Genomic DNA, 21474 nt, shown 5'->3' on the forward strand with positions numbered 1-21474 from the left:
GAAGAACAGAATTACAAAGAATCAAGGAGAGTGATTCAATGCAACAACAACGGTTAAGCTATGCCTCTGGAACAAGTTCGCAGCCCCTGTTGGGGATGACGATTGGAGAAAAATTTGATCAGGCCTGTGTGCAATATGCTGAACAGGAGGCTATTGTCAGTGCGCATCAGAATAGACGATTGACCTATAAGGCATTGCAGGATGAGGTGAATGCCTTTGCATGTAGTTTGTTGAAACTAGGATTAAAAAAAGGTGATCGCTTAGCCATCTGGTCTCCGAACTGTGTAGAATGGACTGTGACCCAGTTTGCAGCCTCAAAAACAGGTATTATTCTGGTCAATCTGAACACGGCTTATAAAAGTCATGAACTGGAATATGTGCTGAACAAGGTTGCCTGTAAAGGATTGGTGATTGCAGCACAATTCAAGACTACAGATTATCAGGAATTACTAAGCAAGATTGCACCTGAACTGGCATCGAGTGCGGATAAGGTACTCAATTCAGCGCGTTTACCGCATTTAAAATATGTCATTAAAATTGATGAGCAGCAGCATACTGGTATTCACCGTTTTAGCGATTTGGTCGGACAACCGACACAACAGCAATTAGATCAGCTGCATGCTTTAGCGAAGCATTTGCAGTTTGATGAAACCATTAATATTCAATTTACTTCTGGCACCACAGGTAATCCGAAAGGCACCATGCTGACCCACCACAATATTCTCAATAATGGTTATTTTGTTGGTGAAGGCATTGGTTTAACATCAAAAGATCGGGTCTGTATTTCTGTGCCATTATTTCATTGCTTCGGCATGGTAATGGGCAATCTGGCCTGTATCACACATGGTGCAACCATGGTTTATCCAGCCGCCGTTTTTAATCCGCTTGAGTCTTTAAAAACCATCCATCAGGAAAAATGTACTGCGTCTTATGGTGTTCCGACCATGTTTATTGCCATGTTAGAGCATGAGCAATTTGCCGAATTCGATTTATCCAGCTTACGCACAGGCATCATGGCAGGTAGTCCATGTCCTCGTGAAATCATGCAGCGTGTCATCGACCGTATGCACATGTCTGAAATTACCATCTGTTATGGCATGACTGAAACTTCGCCTGTCAGTGTACAAAGTTATATTCACGATTCGATTGATAAACGTGTGAGTACCGTTGGGCATGTCCATCCGCATTTGGAAGTCAAAATTGTCGATCTAGAGGGTGATATCGTTCCGCAAGGTGTACTGGGTGAACTCTGTGTGCGTGGCTATTCGGTGATGGCGGGTTATTGGGATGAACCTGAAAAAACTAGAGAAGTCATCGATACAGCCGGCTGGATGCATACCGGCGATATTGCGGAAATGGATCAAGACGGTTTTATCAAAATCAAAGGCCGCATTAAAGATGTGGTGATTCGTGGTGGAGAAAACCTGTTTCCAAAAGAAATTGAAGACTTTTTATATACCCATCCAGATATTTCTGATGTTCAGGTGATTGGTTTACCAGACAGCCGTTATGGTGAGGAACTCTGTGCCTGTATTATTTTGCATGAACATCATCAATGTGATGAAGATGCGATACGTCACTTCTGTAAAGAACATATTTCACATAATAAAGTGCCACGCTATGTCAAATTCTTTGCTGAGTTTCCAATGACTGCTTCAGGCAAAGCGCAAAAGTTTAAATTACAGGAAATCATGCGTGCGGAGTTAAACCTGACAGCCGAAGTCTTTGACTAAAATTGGGATGATTAGATCACGCAGTATTTTAGCGATTGCTGAGAGTGACGCGATTAAAAACAGGGGATGAAATGGCCAAAGATTTTAACAGCCAGAAAGTGGTGGAAGGTTATGACGATCATATCCGTCAACTGATTCCAGCTTATGAATTGATGCACCAGCAAGTCGATGCCATTTTACAGGCAAATTTGAGCAATGATGCGCATATTCTGATTGTTGGCTGTGGTACAGGCTATGAACTTGAGTATTTATTGCAAAGGCATCCTGACTGGACTTTCACGGCTGTTGATCCTTCTTTGACAATGCTGCAAAAGGCACAAGCGCAGATTCAGGCGATGGGGCAGCAAGCACGCGTTACCTTTGTACATGGAGAGACAAATTGTTTATCCGAACTGCCAGTGTTTGACGCTGCACTTTGTATTCTCGTGGCTCATTTTATTCCGCATGCGTCCAAACCTACTTTCTTTTCCGAGATTGCAAAACGCTTAAAAAAAGATGGAATTTTAATGACCTATGATTTGATGCGTTGTGAAGATTCTCTGCAAATGAAAGCCTTGCCGTTGTTATGTCAGGCTGTTGGTCTGAGTGAAGCACAAAGCCAAACAATGATGGATCGTTTGAGTCAGGATTTCTTCACGGTCTCTTTACAGGATTATCAGCAACTGCTCGATCATGCAGGTTTTGGCAATATCCATGTTTTTAGCCAGACCTTGACCTATCAGGGCTTGATTGCACAGAAAAATTAAGCTGATCAGTTGCTATTGTTGTGTTGAGGCAATTTGGCTTTTGCTTGGTTTTGTCATTTTAAAATAATAGAAAAACCTAAAAAAGAATTGAAACAGAGGAGGTAAAACGAAATAAATCAAATGGTTTTGATTTTTAAAATAAAAAATGTGCTGTGAAATTGCGATTCAGGCAAAGGAAAAAACACAAATAAAGAATGATCTTAAAAGGTATTTGAGATCTGCGAACAAGGAAATTGATTTCAATGGATAAATTTATTTTAACGGTACAAAAAAGCCTATTGGCGGTGTCTGTTGCAATGGTGATATCACCTGTTTATGCAGGAACCGATCAGGCTGAAATTATGCAACTTCGACAGGAAGTGCAAGAGTTAAGAACGATGTTGCAGCAATATGTGCAGCAGAAAGCACCCGTACAACCTATTACTCAAGTGACTGTGGCGGCTTCACCGCAAGTGACCGAGACAACAGCACCTAAGCTGAATCTGAGCAAAGGCGGTGCAGAGGTAAATTTATATGGTTATATCCGTGCCGATGCCTCTTATCAGGCAAAAGGCGCATCGACCATGTATAACAATATCAGTGGTGTGCCGCTGGAACATACAGCAGAGGAAGCACAACAAAAAGACCGTTTGCACTCAACTGTCAATGTTACGCGTTTCGGACTCAATTTTAAAACGCCGAGTGTCGCGGGTGAAGTGGGCGGTAAACTGGAAATGGATTTCTTTGGCGGTACAACGCGAGATCAATTTCGTATCCGTCATGCTTATATCACCCTTGATCAATGGCTGATTGGTCAAACATGGTCGACGTTTATTGCACCTGAATATTATCCAGAAACCGTAGATGCGGGCACTTTTGTTGGTAGTGCCTTGCTACGTTCACCGATGCTGCGTTATAGCGATAACCTCTCGGCAAAAACCAATTTTGCTGTCGCGATTGAAGATCCAAAATATACTGCAACTGCTGATCCGGACAATGAAATGCGTTTGCCAGCCTTGGTTGGACGCTTGAACCATAAATTTGATAATGGCTCGCTACTGTCAGGCCGAACGTTTATGGCTGAGAAAAAAACCAGTCATGACAATGAATGGGCATGGGGTGTCGGACTGGGTGGAAAATATCAATTGAGTCCGCAAACCTTCTTAAAAGCCGATTATTACCATGTCAAAGGGGATGGCCGCTTTCTGCTCTGGGCCAATAATAGCTATGTGATTGATGATAAAGATAATATTCAAAGCAACGAGTTCGATACGATTTCTGCGGGGATCACCCATCAATTTAATTCCCAGCTTCGATCAACTTTAGGTTATGGCTATATGAAGGCCAAGGACGACAACAGTTTTGCTGAAATCCAGAAAACCAATATCACCCAGAATAAAGAATTATGGCAAGGCTGGATTAATGCGATGTATAACCCGTACAAGCCGATTACCTTCGGCGTCGAATATGTTTATGGCGAGCGAGAAACTTTTGATGGCCGTAACGGGATTGATAATCGTGTGAACATGATGGCGAGTTATGATTTTTAATACATCTGAGAAATGATTATTACGGGTTGATCCTTCATTGATATTCATGCATCAAATATTGATGAATATCAATGGAGGGCATCAGTTGGGTCAGGAAATTGACGGGGTTGCTGGTATAATTTTTTGTTTCAAGATGTCCATAAATGCTTTCAAAACCATATTGTAATTTTTGCCCCTATGCGTCGTCAGGCAGATCGGGGTACTGTAATACATGACTTCTTGCAGAATAGATTGCATAAAGCCATCTTCGACCCATTTCTTGGCATAGTGATCAGGTAAAAAACCGAGAAATTTCCCTGTCAGTATCAGAAAAGCAATCCCTTCACGGTCACTGGCAGTGGCTGAACAATCCAGAAGTTGATGTAGTTTGGATGCTTCAGCAGTAATCGCATAATTCGGAAGCACGGCTTGCCAATTGTTGAGATCCTTCGATTTGATCTCATTCAAATGGTTAAATAAGGGATGATTTTTGCCACAATACAGAAATGACTTTTCCTCATATAAATGAAAATAATCCAGTCCAGACAATGGCGTCACCAAAGGAATCACGCCCGCATGTAAACGGTTGTCCAGTACCCGACATTCGATATCTGAGAGGGTGCTCATACTGATATTAATCACCACTTCGATATTTTCTTCTGCAAGCTGTGCCAGTGTATTGGTGATATACAGACTCGGCATGGTCACCAGATTATTAATAATCCCGATATTAAATTCGCCCTTGAGCTGGTTGTGCATCTGATTGATTTTGGCACGGAAGTCTTCGATAGAAGCAGTCAGCACTTCTATATATTCTAAAATTTCACGTCCTTCATCGGTGAGGGCAAAGCCAGCACGCCCACGCTGACAGAGCCGAATGCCCAAGCGATTTTCTAGATCACTCATGTGCAGACTAATGGCAGAACGGCTAATCCCGAGAATACTTTCAGCGGAACTAAAGCTATGACAATCGCAAACCGTTTTAAATATTTTTAGAAGTTTTATATCAAAATCAGTCACTTGATTTAATTTTTTCGGTTTCATTTAGTTTTGCTTTTTTATATCTAAACTCAAGACAATTTGAATTTATCAAAACTATTCGGCTCTGTACACTCCAGATATAACCACAAAACAAGAAGAGTGATTATGTTTGATATCGACACAACAAATGACCGTGATGATGCATTGGAAGCGACACAGCCAAGTGCTCAGATGAACCTGAATTATCAAGCACACTGGATGCCATTTTCTGCCAACCGTAACTTTCATAAAGACCCACGTATTATTGTTGGGGCGAAAGGTGCGTATTTAGTTGATAGCACAGGCCGTGAAGTATATGACTCCTTATCTGGCTTATGGACTTGTGGTGCAGGTCACACGTTGCCTGAAATCCAGCAAGCGGTCAGTCATCAGCTATCAAAACTGGATTATTCTCCAGGCTTCCAGTTTGGACATCCGTTGTCATTCCAACTGGCTGAGAAAATCATTCAGCACATGCCTGAAAAATTGCAGCATGTGTTCTTTACTGACTCAGGTTCAGAATCAGCAGATACCGCGATCAAAATGGCTCGTGCCTACTGGAGAATTAAGGGTAAACCCAGCAAAACCAAGCTGATTGGTCGTGCGCGAGGTTATCATGGGGTCAATGTAGCTGGAACCAGTCTTGGCGGGATTGGTGGTAACCGTAAAATGTTTGGTCAATTGATGGATGTTGATCATTTACCCCATACCTTGCAACCAGATTTAAGTTTTACCAAAGGCTGTGCAGAAACGGGTGGTGTTGAGCTTGCAGATGAGATGCTCAAGTTGATCGAATTGCATGATGCATCCAATATCGCAGCTGTCATTATTGAACCTGTTTCTGGTTCGGCAGGTTGTATTGTGCCACCAACGGGCTATTTAAAACGACTTCGGGAAATCTGTGACCAGCACGATATCTTACTGATTTTTGATGAGGTAATTACGGGCTTTGGTCGTATGGGGAAATGGACCGCAGCCGAGTATTTTGGAGTAGCACCCGATATTTTGAACTTTGCCAAACAAATTACCAATGGTGCAATTCCGTTGGGTGGGGTTGTGGCAAGTCATGAAATCTATGATGCCTTTATGCAACAAGACTTACCTGAACATGCCGTTGAATTTACGCATGGCTATACCTACTCAGCACATCCAGTCGCATGTGCAGCAGCTTTAGCCACACTGGATGTGTTGGAAAAACAGAACTTATTAGCTCAATCTGCTGCATTGGCGCCTAGTTTTGAAATGCTTCTACACGAATTAAAAGGTGCACCACACATTCTGGATATTCGTAATTGTGGACTGATTGGCGCTGTACAACTGGCACCACGTGATGGCGATGCAACAATCCGCGGTTTTGAACTTGGAATGAAGCTTTGGAAAGCCGGTTTCTTTGTTCGTTTTGGCGGAGATACCTTACAGTTTGGCCCAATGTTCAATAGTACCGAAGCACAATTATCGAGATTGATGAATGCGGTTGGCGATGCACTTTATCAGGTCAAATAAATTCAATTTTTAACTAGAAACCAAATCAATCGGAAGAAATGATCCCATACAAGGAACAAGAGATGAATAACTTAGAACATTTTTCAAGTGAAACGACGCAGAGCAATGATGGTCAATCTGCACAGGCAACACAAGTGGTTGGACATTTTATCAATGGAAAGGTGGTTTCCAAGTCTGCCAAAAGACAGCCTGTTTATAATCCTGCGACGGGTGAAATTAGCAAAGCGGTTGAAATTGCAGATCGTCAGACAGTGAATGAAGTGGTTCGTGTGGCAGAGCAGGCGTTTCCAGCATGGCGTGATACACCTGTAATCAAGCGTGCGCGTGTGATGTTCAAGTTCAAACAGTTACTCGAAGAAAATGCTGACAAAATCTGTGAATTGATTGGGCAAGAACATGGCAAGATTTCTCATGATGCAAAAGGGGAATTGCAACGTGGGATTGAAAATGTTGAATACGCTTGTGGTGCGCCAGAGTTACTCAAAGGTGAATATTCGAAAAATGTCGGCCCAGACATTGACTCGTGGAGTGAATTTCAACCTTTAGGTGTCGTCGCTGGAATTACACCATTTAACTTCCCTGCGATGGTGGCGTTGTGGATGTTCCCGATGGCCTTGGTGTGTGGTAACTGTTTTGTATTAAAGCCTTCAGAAAAAGCGCCGTCAGTCGTATTATTCTTGGCTGAATTATTGAAACAGGCTGGCTTACCTGATGGTGTATTTAATGTGGTGAACGGTGATAAAGAAGCAGTAGATGCTTTATTGCATCATCCAAAAATTCAGGCCATCAGTTTTGTCGGTTCAACGCCAATCGCTGAATATATTTATCGTACCGCAACGTCGACAGGCAAGCGTTGTCAGGCATTGGGCGGTGCAAAAAACCACGCGATTATTATGCCCGATGCAGATATTGATAATGTGGTGACCTCATTATTAGGTGCTGCTTTCGGTTCTTCAGGTGAGCGTTGTATGGCTCTTTCGGTTGCTGTCGCAATCGGAGATGAAATCGCAGATATTGTGATTGATAAACTGACTCACGAAATGCAGAAATTAAAATTTGGGCATTATGCTGATAGCAATAATGATTTTGGCCCCTTAATCACGCAAGTGCATAAAGATAAAGTACAAGCCTATATTCAAAGTGCAGAACAGCAAGGTGCAAAAATTGTGGTAGATGGTCGCGATGCCAAACCTGCAGGTTATGAAAATGGTTTCTTTGTCGGGCCGACCTTGATTGATCAGGTCACACCGAAGATGACCAGCTATCAACAGGAAATCTTTGGGCCTGTCTTGCAAGTGATGCGAGTGGATACCATGCAGGAAGCCATGCAATTGATCAATGAGCATGAATATGGCAATGGGACGTGTATTTATACCCGTGATGGCGAAGCAGCGCGTTATTTTAGCAGCCATATTCAGGTGGGGATGGTCGGTATTAATGTACCTTTACCTGTTCCAGTTGCATATCACAGCTTTGGTGGCTGGAAGCGTTCATTATTTGGTGACTTACATGCCTATGGCCCAGACGGTGTCCGTTTCTATACACGCCGTAAAACCATTACCCAGCGCTGGCCATCTGCACAGGTCCGTGAATCCAAACAATTTGCAATGCCAACTTTAAACTGATTTTTTGCGTTAAAGGGAAAACCGCTGGTTTTCCCTTTTTATTTGAATAGGAATTTAAGCATGTAGTTAACAAACCCAAATTATTTTAAGGAATAAAATATGGATAGTGTTAAAACAAAAAAATTAGGCGAAGGACTTTCAAATCGCCACATTACAATGATTAGTATCGGCGGTGTTATTGGTGCAGGTTTATTTGTAGGTTCATCGGCAGCGATTGCCAAGGCAGGCCCAGCAGTCATTCTTGCTTATCTGACCACCAGTATCATGGTGTTTTTGGTGATGCGGATGCTGGGTGAAATGGCAGTACTCGAACCCGATACTGGCTCATTTTCAACTTATGCGCGTAAAGCGATTGGCCCGTGGGCGGGATTTACCATTGGCTGGTTATATTGGTGGTTTTGGGTATTGGCGATTCCTGTTGAGGCGATTGCTGGCGCTCAAATTTTATATTCATGGTTTCCTTATTTTTCAGTTTCTACTTATGCTTTCTGTTTTATTGTTTTTCTCAGTCTAGCTAACTTTTTCAGTACCAAAAGTTTTGGTGAATTCGAGTTTTGGTTCTCTTTAATCAAAGTGGTTGCCATTATTGCATTTATTATTATTGGTGTATTAGCGATTTCTGGTTTCTGGCCTTTAGCACAAAATGTGAGTGGGGTTGCCAATTTATATAACAACGCGGGTTTTATGCCCCATGGTGTGGGTGGGATTTTAGCGGCGATTCTGATTACGGCATTTTCATTTTTTGGCGTTGAGATCGTTTCAATTGCTGCTGCAGAATCTTCGAATCCACAACAAAAAATCAGACGTGCCACCAATCTGGTGCTGTACCGCATTATTCTTTTCTTCGTGGTATCCATGTTTATTGCGGTCGCCTTGGTCGACTGGCGTTCACCCGATTTGCAAAAATACGGAACCTTCCAATATGTACTCATGAGCCTGAATGTACCGGGCACTAAACTCATTATTGATGCTGTAGTGTTTATCGCTGTTGCGAGTTGTATGAATGCGGCTATTTATACATCATCCCGTATGTTATTCCGTTTAGGCACCCGACATGAAGCACCAAGCAAAGTCACCAAGATTAATTATGCTGGTGTGCCAGCTGTGGCTGTCTTTTCATCAACATTTATTGGATTAATCTGCTGTATCATCAATTATGCATTTCCTGGGAAGGTCTTTGGACTGTTGCTCTCAAGCACAGGTTCAATTGCATTACTGGTTTATCTGGTGATTGCATTCTCACAATTACGTCTCAGAGCAAAACTGGAAAAAGCTGGAACAGAAGTCCCATTTAAAATGTGGTTATTTCCTTGGCTGACGTGGTTTGTGATCATTATTATCCTGAGTGTACTGGCTTATATGTTCTTTTCACCGCAATATAGTTATGAAACAACATTATCTTTAAGTGTCACGGTCGGTGTCGTGATCTGTGGCCTGATTGTGACGCGTAAGCAGAAAAATAACAGGGCAGTTGTGATGCATTTGGATTGACTTAAATAACAGCAAAAAAAGGCCTCATCGTTATAGATAGAGGCCTTATTTTTTTACGTATCTATCGTTGAGTTGGATAAAAGAATGGATGTAATCGGAAATGATATTTATAGAGATTGGATCTCAGATCTAAAGCTATATTTTTTGAAAAAAACATTTAGTATAAAATAAATTTGCATAAAAAATAGTGGGCTAAGAAATATATGTTGAGTCATAAATAATAATTTATTTTAAATTTGTTGTTTATTTCTGTAAGGGAGAGGCTTTATTTTTCACTATATTTTTTATTTTTACTGTAATTAATTTGTAATATTTGATAGCATTTCTTTTGGAGAGGGGTAGGTGCTTATATTGTTTTTAATAAAACAAACATTGGTTTAGCATAATTTTGACTTTGATTGCTTTTAAATTGAACTGCTATTAAAGTGATTTAATTGTTTCTATAAGCATTATATTGAGTTATTTTTGTTCTTATTCACATTTAGGTGAATTTATTTAGAACCGAATAGATTGGATTTAAATCCTTATATTTAAGGTCGATTACATAAGATATCTTAGGTTGAGCTTCAATCATTTTTATAATGAGAATAAACGTATCCTGTGGATTGAGTAGGTCATGATAAGGTTGCGGCTCAATCAAGATCTCATTTTTAAGATGTACAAGGTGAACCTGATCTGAAATTTCCTTCATCTGTGTAATTTGATAATTGTGATCTCTATCGTTGATATTTTCTAAGAAAAAATAAATCATATTGATAAATTTATCTTCTTGCTGATCGATATAGCAAAAGTCTTTGGTAAAGAACTTTTCTGCAATAGAATAGTTTTCTATCGTCAAACTGGTAAGATGCCCTATAAGCGCTATTATTGATATTTTGTCTAGAGAAGACATTTTTGAAAATCCATATTTATTATATTTTTCAATTATATTTTTTATTCTTTTAAATGTTAGTTTTTTTTGATATTTGTCCTATAGTGTTTTTATTTTTAATTTTTTGTGTTTTTACTTGATTTTTCAGAAATGAATATAGTGGTAATTTTAATTGCTTTCTGTGTTAATTATTAAGTTATGATTTTTATTATAATTTCTTTTATTTTGAGATTGCAAAATGAAGAAATGGGTGTGTAGGAAATGTGGTTTATATAAAAAAATTAATCCAGTTGAGATAACCGCAGGACGAAAAGTATTTTTCATTAAAGTTGATAGCTATATTAATAAGGTGAAAGAGGAGATAGCAAAGGGTGTTATCTTGAGTCGAAGTGGAAGCTCTTTAATTGTATTGTCTGATAACCTTTTGTTTATGGTGAAAGATACGGAAGTCTATCCTGAAGATGCACCGGTCAATTTTGTCTACAATATGTTTGGTGCATGTGAGTGTTAAGCTTGGATCTTAACCTCATGATATCCAAGCATTAACTGACTCAAATATCATGCATTTATTATGCTTTTTTGGTCATAACGGGTGTGTATTGACACCGTTATGGTCATTTTAGCTGCTTATGCTCAAACTTATATCACAATGAAAACACCATCAAAATCCAACTGTTTACTTTAATCTATTTTCTAGACTTCGTTAAAAATTAAAACTTATTCATCCTTCTAAATGAATTTTAACCTCGCTAAAACAAAAGGATAATTTTTCTCTCTTCTTTGTATTGAATAAACTCATTGGTATTCAGGATTAAAAGCGCTTACATTTTTGAATGACAACGATGTAATGATCTAAATACTAGACTGCTGGAGAAAAACAATGAATTTAAGCAATAAGACCATCATTATTACAGGTGCATCAAGTGGGATCGGTGAAGAAGCCGCACTTCAACTCGCTCAAGCAGGTGCGAAAGTTTGTCTTATTGCCCGTCGAGCTGAAGAGTTACAGCGCATTCAGGCGAAGATTCAAGCTCAAGGTGGAGATGTCTCTATCTATCCAGCAGATATTACCGATCAGGAACAACTAGAGGCTTGCGTAACCCAAATATTGTCAGCGCATAATAAAGTCGATGTCTTGGTAAATAACGCTGCACGTTCAATCAGACGTCCTATTCTTGAGTCACTTGATCGTTTACATGATTATGAACGCACCATGCAGATTAATTATTTTGCTGCTGTGAATATGACACTGCATTTATTACCTCATTTTATGAAAAATGGTGCAGGGCATATCGTGAATATTTCAACCATGTCGACGCAAGTTCCGATTCCTTTGTTCTCGGCCTATCTCGCCAGTAAATCTGCGCTTGAATCTTTTTCCCGTTCTTTGTCGATGGAATTAAAGGACAAAGGAATTGATGTCAGTATCGTGTATTTTCCAATGGTCAGAACGCCAATGTCGTCGAAAACAGCCATTTATAAACATATGAAAATGCTGGATACGCCTGCCGCAGCGGGATGGATTGTAAAAGCTATAAAAGGAAAATCTTATCGGGTCAGTAGTAAAGCAGGGCTGGTTGCCAATGCATTATTAAATACGACACCGACATGGATGATGAATCTGTCCCGACCACTGTTTCAGTTAATGGATAAGCGCTTAAAAAGTAAATTAAAAACGGAGGCTTAAGCTCAAAAGTTAGGTTAACGTTTTTTTGATAAAAGAAAAGCAGCGAAAATTGCTGCTTTTGATTATTAATAAATAAATTTAGAAATTTTTTCTGCAGTTTGAATGACCGCCTCGGCAACATCATTTCTAAAATAGTGTTCATCATAACTACCGAGTGGGCAACTCACGGATAAAACGGCAGCCATTTTATGGGTAGATTGTTTATAAATCGGAGCAGCACAGGCAGCCATGTCGTGATTGTAATGGCCCCAACTCACCATAGAGCGTTGGGTTTTAACGAAACTCAGGCGTTGTAACAATGCTTTAAGATTGGTCGGGGTTAACTCTGAAAAAGTGTCCCATTGATTAAAACCTTTATAGCGCTCTTTAATTTCTGTTTCTGTCAGATCCGCTAATAGCATTTGTCCAATCACGGTTGCATGGGCAGGCCAGCGTGTGCCTAAGCCAATATTACTGGTGAATGTGCCATTGGATTGAATATTGTTGATAAAGACAATATGCGTGCCTTCTAATATAGAAAGATGCACGGCAAGTTGAGTTTGATCGCGTAACTCTTTCATTAGCGGTGTTGCCAAGTCTAGTAATGACTGTTTGGCTAAGCTATTAAAACCAAGCTCCATGACCTTAGAGTCTAAAGCATACGTTTTCTGTGAAGCTTTGCGTAAAAAGCCACAAGACTCCAGCGTATAGATCAGACGGAAAGCACTGGAACGGTTCACGTCCAGAATTTCCGCGATTTCTGTAATTGTCATTTCTTGGGTTTGCTGGTTAAACGCTTGCAAGATTGCCAAACCACGTACTAAGCCAGGGACTAAATAGCGTTCCTCATTTTTTATTGCATCAGATTCTTGGGAGTCTGTTTCAATTGTTGAATTCATGTGTTCAATTTTCCTATCAAAAAATCGCAAATCAGTACATTTCGTTTTCTTAGGATTCTATTGTAACTGCAAATAGATTGTTTAAATATTTTTTTATATATAAAACAAAATTTTTTTAGTAAAACGTAAAAGAATGTGTTCTAAAAATCAAGTTATTGAATTTTAAAAATATATTTAATTTGACAGAAAAAACATCATGGGAGTATTCTTATCTAAAGTTTGTTATATCAAATAATGTTTTATATATAAAACAAATGAGGATGCAAGGATGAGTTGGATCTCAGTTTGTCAGCAAGACGACATCACCGAAGACGAGCCGAAAGCCATTGAAGTCGACGGTAAGAAAATTGGCGTATTTTTCATCGATGATAATTACTTTGCCATCGAGAATGTTTGCCCACATGCCTTTGCCTTGTTAACAGAAGGCTTTATCGAAGATCAAACAGTGGAATGCCCATTGCATGAGGCGATCTTTGATATCCAGACAGGTGAGTTGAAGAGTGGACCAGGATGCCGTGATTTGTGCACCTATCCAGTACGTGTTGAAGGGCAGGACGTTCAAATTCAACTATAAGTTTTATTTTAAAGGATGGAATCTCATGAAAACTTTTAATGAGAAGCTAGCGAACTGGATTCATGCCACGCCAGCGACCGAAGCAGGGATTAACAATATTCAGATACCGGGACAGGCAGAGCTACTGGTTTGGCAAACACGTTATAAAGAGCCAACTGTCTATGAACAGGATTTTGTTCAACATCTCATCAAAGCCTTTTCTACAGGCGTCACTGAACTCACTGATTTAGTCCAGTCTTTAAACCAGCAAGGTTTTCGCTGTGAATCTGGTGAGCTTTGGACTTCTGAAAAGTTCTCAGAAGAAATGCAACGTTTAGGTTATTAATTCAAGGAAGAATAGTGATGAACGCAGCAGTATCAGTTACTCCAAGTGTAGAAGAGTATTTAGATTTAGGTTTACGTGATCAGTGGCATCCTGTGTTAGCAAGCTGGGAAGTGGCTGCAAATCCAGTCGGTATTACCCGTTTAGGTGAAAATATCGTGGTTTGGCGTGACGCAGAAGGTCAGGTTCATGCTTTGGAAGATCGCTGTCCGCATCGTGGCGCACGTCTTTCTTTAGGCTGGAATCTAGGCAATCGTGTAGCTTGCTGGTATCACGGTGTTGAAGTTCGCCATGATGGCGTGGTGGAAGATGTGCCTGCGGTACATGATTGTCCAATGAAAGGTACGTCATGTGTCAAAAGCTATCCTGTGATTGAGCAGCATGGTGCAATTTTCATGTGGTTTGGTATCGATGCCAATGAAGCGCCTAAGCCACTAGATTTTCCTGAACAATTGGCAAGTGAAGAATGGAGTTCATTCTTATGTCAGGCGGACTGGAAAGTAAATCATCAGTATGCGATTGATAATGTCATGGATCCGATGCACGGTAGCTATTTGCATTGCACCTCGCACTCAATGGCAGAGGGCGACCGTACTGCGGAAATGAAACACCGTTCAACGCCAAATGGTTTTGTTTTTGAGAAAGAAGGCCAAATTGGCGTAAATTTTGACTGGGTTGAATATGCCAATACGGGTGCAAGTTGGTTACGCCTCTCAATTCCGTATCGTAAAGACTTTGGCCCAGGCGGCGAGTTCTGGATCGTGGGTTATGCAACGCCAATTGATGCCAACAATACCCGTGTATTTTTCTGGCGCTGCCGTAAAGTCAGTGGCTGGCAACGTAATGTCTGGCGCTTCCTTTACCGTAACCATTTAGAAAAATTGCATTGGGATGTATTGGAACAGGATCGCATTATTTTAGAAAATCTTGCGCCGAATGCCCGTCAACACGAATTCCTTTATCAGCATGATGTGGGTCTCTCTCGTTTACGCCGTTTAATGAAAAAAGAAGCGGAAAAACAGTTAAAGAAAATTGCAGCATTGAATACCTCAAACCGTATTGAAATGCAGGAAGAAGTTCATGGTTAATGTCGCATTGTTACAGGACAAAAAAGTCCTTGTCACAGGTGCGGCAAGAGGCTTGGGTCGAGACTTTGCACAAGCGATTGCGGAAGCAGGCGCTCAAGTGGTCATGGCTGATATCTTGACTGATCTGGTACAAGAAGAAGCCGCTGCTTTGCAAGCACAAGGCTTAAAGGTTGATGCGGTGAGCATTGATCTGGCAAATGCAGACTCGATCCAGCAAGCAGTTCAGCAAGCAGCTGAGCGCATGGGTGGAATGGATGGTTTAGTGAATTGTGCCGCACTTGCAACCAATGTTGGCGGTAAAAGCATGATGGAGTATGACGCAGATCTTTGGGATCGTGTCATGAACATTAATGTGAAAGGGACTTGGTTAGTGACCAAGGCTGCGGTGCCTTATCTTAAACAGTCCAGTGCAGGCAAGATCATTAATGTGGCTTCGGATACAGCGTTGTGGGGTGCTCCCAACCTCATGGCCTATGTCGCGAGCAAAGGTGCATTAACCGCAATGACACGTTCCATGGCGAGAGAACTTGGGCCACTCAATATCTGTATCAATACGCTTTCACCAGGATTAACTCTGGTTGAAGCAACAGCTTATGTGCCACAAGAACGCCATGATTTATATGTGAATGGTCGTGCGATTCAACGTCAGCAATTACCACAGGATTTGAACGGAACAGCCCTTTATTTACTATCAGATTTGTCCTCGTTTGTGACAGGACAGAATATTCTAGTAAATGGCGGTTTTGTCTTTAATTAAGGAGTAATCTCATGATTACAGGGATTGAGATTTTAAAGTTTGGCGTTGAAGACAGAGCTGCTTCGAATAAATTTTTGGCAGATTTCGGTCTCAAGCAAAGTCAGTCAGATATTGAAGGCACTGATCTTTACCAGACACAAAATGGCAGCAAGATTTACTTATTTGATTGTGATGATCATCGTTTACCAAAAGCCATTGAGTCAGGTTCAACTTTACGTGAAGTGACTTGGGGGCTAGATGATGCGGCACAGGATTTGGCAAATTTAGCACTTCGTCTAAATGATGTAGAGGGTTATCAGGCGACTGCGGATATGGTGCAGTGTCTGGATCCGAATGGCATGACGATTCGCTTTCAGAAAAGCTTTACCCAAGATCTACCTGCATTGAAAACAGAAGGCATTAACCAGTACGGCAATGTACAACGTGTCAATGCAGCAAGTCCTGTATATGACAAAGGACAACCTGTTGCGATTGGTCATGTGGTGTTTTTCACGCCTGATTTAGCAAAGACGGAACAGTTCTATATTGAAAAGCTTGGTTTCTTCTTATCAGATGCTTATCGCAATCGTGGTGCATTCTTACGCTGTCGCGGTGAAGGTTTCCACCATGACCTGTTCTTGCTTTCAGTACCTAATAAACCTGCTGGACTCAATCACGTCGCATTCGTCGTTCGTGATATCCATGAGGTGATTGGTGGTGGATTACACATGAACCGTTCTGACTGGTCAACGTTCATTGGCCCAGGACGTCATCCGATTTCTTCAGCTTACTTCTGGTATGTCAATTCACCGCTCGGTGGTGCGTTTGAGTATTACACCAACGATGACTACCTGACTGAAGAATGGCAACCACGCATCGAAGAACATCGTCTGGAACTCTTTACAGAATGGGCGATTGAAGGCGGTCTGGATGATCATACCCGTCGTCAGGTTAAACCTGCATAAGTACAGATCAGGCAGGGAGAACAAGCTATGGAAAGAATCGTAATTGTGGGTGCAGGACAAGCCGCGGGTTGGGCAGTCAGTACTTTGCGCCAGAATGGATATTCAGGTGAAATTCATGTGGTCTCAAATGAAGACCGTGTGTTTTATGAACGCCCACCATTGTCAAAACAGGTACTTTCAAAAGAAGCCACTTATGAAAGCTTGCATCTGTTTTCTCCAGAGCAGGTGCAGGATTTTAATATCCAATGGCACAAGCCAGCAGTTGCTACTCAGGTAGATCGCCAGCAAAAGCAGGTGGTTCTGGAAAGCGGTCAGGTTTTACCGTATGACAAATTGTTGATTGCTACAGGTAGCCGTGCGCGTGTTCCTGTGAATACGTGGCAGTTTATTCCCAATGTGGTGACTTTACGTAATGTTCAGGATTGTGAGCGTTTAGCCGAAATCTTGCAGTATTCGCAAAAGTTAGCCGTGATTGGTGGTGGCTGGATTGGTCTGGAAATTGCAGCGACGGCACGTAAACAAGGCAAAGAGGTTCATATTTTTGAATATGGCGATCGTCTTTGTGCACGTAGTGTTAGCCCTGATGTATCTGCTTTCCTAAAAAGCATGCATGAGCAACAAGGGACACAGATTCATTTAGACAGTAAAAATCTGCATTTGATTGAAGCGGGTCAGCAAAAAGTTGAAGTGGTCAATCATCCGAATGCAAGCGAACTGTTTGATTGTGTGGTTGTAGGTGCAGGTGCTGATATTGCCAAAGAGCTTGGTGTTAATGCGGGCTTGGACGTGAAAGATGGCATCGTGGTGAATTGTTTTGGACAGACTTCTGACCAGGATATTTATGCCGCAGGTGATGTTGCGATTCATCCAGGGCTTGGGTATTGCATCCAGTCATGGGCCAATGCACAGAATCAGGCCATTGCCGCTGCAAAATCAATGCTGGGTATTGAAACCGAATATAGCGATATTCCGTGGTTATGGTCAGATCAGTATCATTTCAATATTCAGATTTTAGGTACTTATCAACCTGAAAAAACAGGGCAGATTGTGGTTCGTAAAAGCGCAGATGATCAATGCAGTTATCTATATCTGGATGAGCAAAACCGTTTACTCAACATGATCGCAATCAATGATTCAAAACTGGTCAAACTGGCAAAGCGCTGGATGCAGTCGAATACCGAGTTAGACCCAAAATTATTAGCAGACCCTGAATTTAATGTAATGAAATTAAAACCATAAACATTAGATTCGGTTCATGACTCAATCGAAGGGATGAAGTATGAGTAATGAAGAAAAAAGTGGATTAAAGCATTGGGTTCCTGCTTTCGTCCTGATGGTATGTGTCGTTCTGGCATTTTTCGACAAAATCAGTATCGCGGTCTTGTTTGCTGACCCGCACTTCCAAGGTGCGATGGGGATTGCACAAGATAAGGCAAAACTCGGATGGCTCATGACCAGCTTCTTGTTGGCTTATGGTTTTTCCTCGGTCTTTTTGAGTTTCCTCGGCGATATTTTTAATCCGAAGAAAATGCTGTTCTGGAGCGTCGCATCGTGGGGCATTTTAATGTTCTGCATGGGATTTACCACCAACTATACCGGTATGTTGATCCTACGCGTTTTGCTTGGTTTGGCTGAGGGACCCTTATTTGCACTGGCGTATGCCATCGTGAAGCAAACCTATACCGATCGCCAGCAAGCACGTGCTTCGACCATGTTCCTGCTAGGTACGCCGATCGGTGCATTTCTGGGTTTTCCAATTACTGCCGCAGTGCTTGCGAAGCACGACTGGCACACCACATTTTTTGTGATGTCTGGTTTAACAGTGGTTGCCCTACTGGCGATTGCATTTGGTCTACGTCATTTACAACTCAAGAAAACCATTGAACTTGAATCAACCAGCAAACGCCTGAATTTCAAAGGTCATATTCATAACACCAAAGTGCTATTACAGAACCGTGCTTTTTGGCTGGTGTGCATTTTCAATATTGCATTGATGACTTATCTCTGGGGCTTAAATAGCTGGGTACCTTCTTATCTGATTCAGGACAAGGGCTTTAACCTGAAAGAGTTTGGTGTTTATTCAAGCCTTCCATTTATTGCCATGCTGATTGGTGAAGTGATCGGTGCTTTCCTTTCGGACAAGTTAGGCCGCCGTGCTGTTCAGGTTTTCAGTGGCCTGTTGGTGGCAGGCATCTTTATGTATGTCATGGTCATTATGACTGATCCGATTCTCGTGATCGCAGCAATGTCTTTAAGCGCAATGGCTTGGGGCTTTGGTGTCGCAGCAGTATTCGCTTTACTTGCCCGTGTAACAACTGCCGATGTTGGTGCAACTGCGGGTGGAATTTTCAACGGAATGGGTAATTTTGCTAGCGCAATTGCACCTGTTCTGATCGGTTACATCGTGATGCAAACACATAGTTTTAATTTAGGAATTACCTTCTTGGCAGCCGTCGCTGTGATTGGATCGTTCTTCTTAGTTCCTTTATTGAAACGTTATTAATCAAAATATTGAACAAAACCTAGGAGTTAAAACATGACTACTCAACAATTCGAATCATGGACACAACCTGAAGGTACAAATTTACAAGACTGGTTGAATACACGTATCGCACGCTTTGAAACACGTAAATATGATTTTGATGCCTTGAAGTTCCAAGCGGACTATGACCCGAAATATCGTCGTGCACAAATGCGTTATATGGGTACAGGTGCAACAGGTGTGGTCAATGATGGCAATACGGTTCCAGCTGAAAACTTTACTTTTTCAACCATGGTTTTACCTGCGCAATGTGAAGGGCCTTTGCATATTCATCACGATGTTGAAGAAGTGTTTTTCATGTTGCGTGGCGAAATTGACCTGTTCATTGAACATAACGGGGAAAAATTTGAGACCAGATTGAAAGAGCGTGACCTGATTTCAATTCCACCGGGTATTTATCGCGGTCTGTTCAATCCAGGTCAGGAAGATGCCTTGATGTGTGTGATGTTGGGTGCTGGTAAACCAACCATTCCGAACTATCCACCTGAGCATCCGTTGTCTCAAATCAAACGTTAATCCGATTGATCTTATAAATGTTGAAGGAATGACATGATGACACTGATTGAGCGTTTAACTCATTATCCAGTCAAAACCGTTGCCGTAAATGGCGCTGTGCAAGCTTATCGTGAAGCAGGTCAAGGCCAGCCGCTGATTTTGCTGCATGGAATTAGCTCAGGTTCAGCATCTTGGATTAATCAGTTGGAGACACTCAGTCAGTATTTTCATGTCATTGCCTGGGATGCACCGGGTTATGGCTTATCCGATGGCTTAAACACAGATCAACCCAATGCAGCCGATTATGCGGAGCGAGTATTGGGCTTGATGGATGCGTTGAACATTCCCAAAGCCGTTGTAGTTGGACATTCATTGGGTGCTTTACAGGCCAGTGCGGTTGCCCATCTTTATCCTGAACGGATACAGACCTTAATCATTGCCAATGCAGCACAAGGTTATCAACGTTCCGATGACGATACCAAAGCACAGGTCTATCAGAAACGCCCGAATATGTTGAAAAGCTTGGGTAATGCAGGCATGGCTGCCAGCCGTGGACCGCATTTGATTTATAAACAAGACCCTCAGGCACTGGCTTTGGTCAGTGAGGTGATGGGGCAACTGACATTAGATGGTTTTACCCGAGCATCTTATTTGCTGGCGTATGACGAAATTCGAAATTATTTAACAGAACTTACAATTCCTTGTGTGGTGATTGCGGGTGACAAGGATGGAATTACGCCTGCGCAAGCGATCAAGGAACTTGCTGTAGAAATGCAATTGAGCCGATGTCATCTCATTACAGATGCAGGTCATCTGAGTTATGTCGATCAACCTGAACAGTTTAACGACATTGTTTTATCGGCACATTAAGACTTAAACGAGAGATATGGATATGAGCTTCCAAGTTGAAGGAAAAGTAGCAGTTGTAACAGGTGGCTCGTCAGGCATTGGTTTGGCTGCAGTCGAAATTTTAGTTGCAGAAGGTGCCAAGGTGGCGTGGTGTGGTCGAGATGAGCAGCGTTTGGCGGCATCAAAACTCTATATTTTAGAAAAATATCCGCATGCCAATATCTTCACCAGTATTTGCAATGTTTTGGATAAAGAAGATGTAAAACGCTTTGCACAACAGGTCAATCAGAATCTGGGCAATGTCGATATGCTGATCAATAACGCAGGTCAGGGGCGTGTGTCTAATTTTGAAAATACCCAAGACGAAGACTGGATGAAAGAAATTGAACTGAAGTATTTCAGTGTATTACATCCAGTACGTGCATTCTTAAATGATTTAAAACATTCGGCATGCGGGTCGATTACCAATGTGAATTCTTTGCTGGCACTGCAACCTGAACCGCACATGATTGCGACTTCATCTGCACGTGCAGCATTGCTGAATTTAACCCATTCACTGGCGCATGAATTTACCCAGTACGGTGTTCGTGTCAACTCAATTCTTTTGGGCATGGTGGAATCAGCACAGTGGAAACGCCGTTTTGAAACCCGTTCTGATCCAAATGCAACATGGGAACAGTGGACAGGCAACATTGCCAAAAACCGTGGCATTCCAATGCAACGTTTAGGCAAGCCAGAAGAGCCAGCACGTGCATTGGTGTTTTTAGCATCGCCTTTAGCATCGTATACCACAGGTTCGACACTCGATGTCTCTGGTGGATTTAACAAACATTTATAAGGT

The 21474-nt window shown here is 41.6% G+C and carries 21 protein-coding genes; 18 read left to right on the top strand and 3 right to left on the bottom strand.

Annotated features, from left to right (window positions below; genetic code table 11):
* Nucleotides 1–38 precede the first annotated feature (38 nt).
* The 3 genes from EC846_RS08235 (at nt 39) to EC846_RS08245 (ending at nt 4008) form a co-directional block, all read left to right on the top strand.
* Nucleotides 39–1733 carry an AMP-binding protein gene (locus EC846_RS08235; RefSeq protein ID WP_123774838.1) on the top strand — a complete coding sequence of 565 codons (1695 nt, stop codon included), beginning with the start codon at nt 39–41 and terminating at the stop codon, nt 1731–1733.
* A gap of 71 nt (nt 1734–1804) precedes the next feature.
* Nucleotides 1805–2479 carry a class I SAM-dependent methyltransferase gene (locus EC846_RS08240; RefSeq protein WP_123774839.1) on the top strand — a complete coding sequence of 225 codons (675 nt, stop codon included), beginning with the start codon at nt 1805–1807 and terminating at the stop codon, nt 2477–2479.
* Nucleotides 2480–2721: 242 nt separating this feature from the next.
* Nucleotides 2722–4008 carry a DcaP family trimeric outer membrane transporter gene (locus EC846_RS08245; protein WP_123774840.1) on the top strand — a complete coding sequence of 429 codons (1287 nt, stop codon included), beginning with the start codon at nt 2722–2724 and terminating at the stop codon, nt 4006–4008.
* Between the two features lie 90 nt (nt 4009–4098).
* On the opposite strand, the gene EC846_RS08250 is transcribed toward EC846_RS08245, so the two are convergent.
* Nucleotides 4099–5031 (bottom strand): LysR family transcriptional regulator, encoded by a 933-nt coding sequence (locus EC846_RS08250; RefSeq protein ID WP_123774841.1) that lies wholly within the window; start codon nt 5029–5031, stop codon nt 4099–4101.
* 96 nt (nt 5032–5127) lie between these two features.
* Here EC846_RS08250 and EC846_RS08255 point away from each other — a divergent pair, with 96 nt between their 5' ends.
* The 3 genes from EC846_RS08255 to EC846_RS08265 all read left to right on the top strand — a co-directional run bounded on the left by EC846_RS08255 (nt 5128) and on the right by EC846_RS08265 (nt 9626).
* Entirely contained in the window at nt 5128–6510 is a 1383-nt protein-coding gene (locus tag EC846_RS08255; RefSeq protein WP_171410002.1) for an aspartate aminotransferase family protein, read from the top strand.
* A 62-nt stretch (nt 6511–6572) separates the two neighbouring features.
* A complete protein-coding gene (locus EC846_RS08260) occupies nt 6573–8135 on the top strand; it encodes a CoA-acylating methylmalonate-semialdehyde dehydrogenase (protein WP_123774843.1) in 1563 nt (520 codons plus the stop codon).
* A 99-nt stretch (nt 8136–8234) separates the two neighbouring features.
* Nucleotides 8235–9626, top strand: a complete 1392-nt coding sequence (locus EC846_RS08265; protein WP_004772886.1) for an amino acid permease — start codon at nt 8235–8237, stop codon at nt 9624–9626.
* Between the two features lie 481 nt (nt 9627–10107).
* Here EC846_RS08265 and EC846_RS08270 read toward each other — a convergent pair whose 3' ends face one another.
* On the bottom strand, nt 10108–10518 hold the full coding sequence (locus EC846_RS08270) for a hypothetical protein (RefSeq protein ID WP_123774844.1): 411 nt from the start codon (nt 10516–10518) through the stop codon (nt 10108–10110).
* 217 nt (nt 10519–10735) lie between these two features.
* Between EC846_RS08270 and EC846_RS08275 the strand changes: the two genes are divergently transcribed.
* Both EC846_RS08275 and EC846_RS08280 read left to right on the top strand, forming a co-directional pair.
* Nucleotides 10736–11008, top strand: coding sequence for a hypothetical protein (locus EC846_RS08275; RefSeq protein ID WP_004772882.1), 273 nt, complete (start codon nt 10736–10738; stop codon nt 11006–11008).
* Nucleotides 11009–11377: 369 nt separating this feature from the next.
* Nucleotides 11378–12184 (top strand): SDR family NAD(P)-dependent oxidoreductase, encoded by an 807-nt coding sequence (locus EC846_RS08280; protein ID WP_123774845.1) that lies wholly within the window; start codon nt 11378–11380, stop codon nt 12182–12184.
* A 65-nt stretch (nt 12185–12249) separates the two neighbouring features.
* Here the strand turns inward: EC846_RS08280 and EC846_RS08285 are convergent, their stop codons facing one another.
* A complete protein-coding gene (locus tag EC846_RS08285) occupies nt 12250–13062 on the bottom strand; it encodes an IclR family transcriptional regulator (RefSeq protein ID WP_123774846.1) in 813 nt (270 codons plus the stop codon).
* A 268-nt stretch (nt 13063–13330) separates the two neighbouring features.
* Here EC846_RS08285 and EC846_RS08290 point away from each other — a divergent pair, with 268 nt between their 5' ends.
* Genes EC846_RS08290 through EC846_RS08335 form a run of 10 tightly spaced genes read left to right on the top strand, consistent with a single transcriptional unit; the run spans nt 13331 to nt 21471 of the window.
* Nucleotides 13331–13636, top strand: a complete 306-nt coding sequence (locus tag EC846_RS08290) for a non-heme iron oxygenase ferredoxin subunit (RefSeq protein WP_004772876.1) — start codon at nt 13331–13333, stop codon at nt 13634–13636.
* Between the two features lie 25 nt (nt 13637–13661).
* Nucleotides 13662–13961: a recombinase-like helix-turn-helix domain-containing protein gene (locus tag EC846_RS08295; RefSeq protein ID WP_004772875.1), complete on the top strand. Its 300-nt coding sequence runs from the start codon at nt 13662–13664 to the stop codon at nt 13959–13961.
* 17 nt (nt 13962–13978) lie between these two features.
* Nucleotides 13979–15046: an aromatic ring-hydroxylating oxygenase subunit alpha gene (locus EC846_RS08300; RefSeq protein WP_004772872.1), complete on the top strand. Its 1068-nt coding sequence runs from the start codon at nt 13979–13981 to the stop codon at nt 15044–15046.
* A complete protein-coding gene (locus tag EC846_RS08305) occupies nt 15039–15803 on the top strand; it encodes an SDR family oxidoreductase (RefSeq protein ID WP_123774847.1) in 765 nt (254 codons plus the stop codon). Before EC846_RS08300 ends, EC846_RS08305 begins: the two co-directional genes overlap by 8 nt.
* A gap of 11 nt (nt 15804–15814) precedes the next feature.
* Complete coding sequence (locus tag EC846_RS08310; protein ID WP_123774848.1) at nt 15815–16747, top strand: VOC family protein; 933 nt, start codon at nt 15815–15817, stop codon at nt 16745–16747.
* A gap of 27 nt (nt 16748–16774) precedes the next feature.
* Nucleotides 16775–17986 carry an NAD(P)/FAD-dependent oxidoreductase gene (locus EC846_RS08315; protein ID WP_123774849.1) on the top strand — a complete coding sequence of 404 codons (1212 nt, stop codon included), beginning with the start codon at nt 16775–16777 and terminating at the stop codon, nt 17984–17986.
* Nucleotides 17987–18026: 40 nt separating this feature from the next.
* Nucleotides 18027–19250 (top strand): MFS transporter, encoded by a 1224-nt coding sequence (locus tag EC846_RS08320; protein WP_123774850.1) that lies wholly within the window; start codon nt 18027–18029, stop codon nt 19248–19250.
* 33 nt (nt 19251–19283) lie between these two features.
* Nucleotides 19284–19805, top strand: a complete 522-nt coding sequence (locus EC846_RS08325) for a cupin domain-containing protein (protein WP_004652930.1) — start codon at nt 19284–19286, stop codon at nt 19803–19805.
* A 33-nt stretch (nt 19806–19838) separates the two neighbouring features.
* Nucleotides 19839–20654, top strand: coding sequence for an alpha/beta fold hydrolase (locus EC846_RS08330; protein WP_123774851.1), 816 nt, complete (start codon nt 19839–19841; stop codon nt 20652–20654).
* A gap of 22 nt (nt 20655–20676) precedes the next feature.
* Complete coding sequence (locus EC846_RS08335; RefSeq protein WP_005202798.1) at nt 20677–21471, top strand: SDR family oxidoreductase; 795 nt, start codon at nt 20677–20679, stop codon at nt 21469–21471.
* The last annotated feature ends 3 nt before the right edge of the window (nt 21472–21474 follow it).

It is taken from the genome of Acinetobacter sp. BIGb0102, from assembly GCF_003815055.1.
GTDB classification, from domain to species: domain Bacteria; phylum Pseudomonadota; class Gammaproteobacteria; order Pseudomonadales; family Moraxellaceae; genus Acinetobacter; species Acinetobacter vivianii.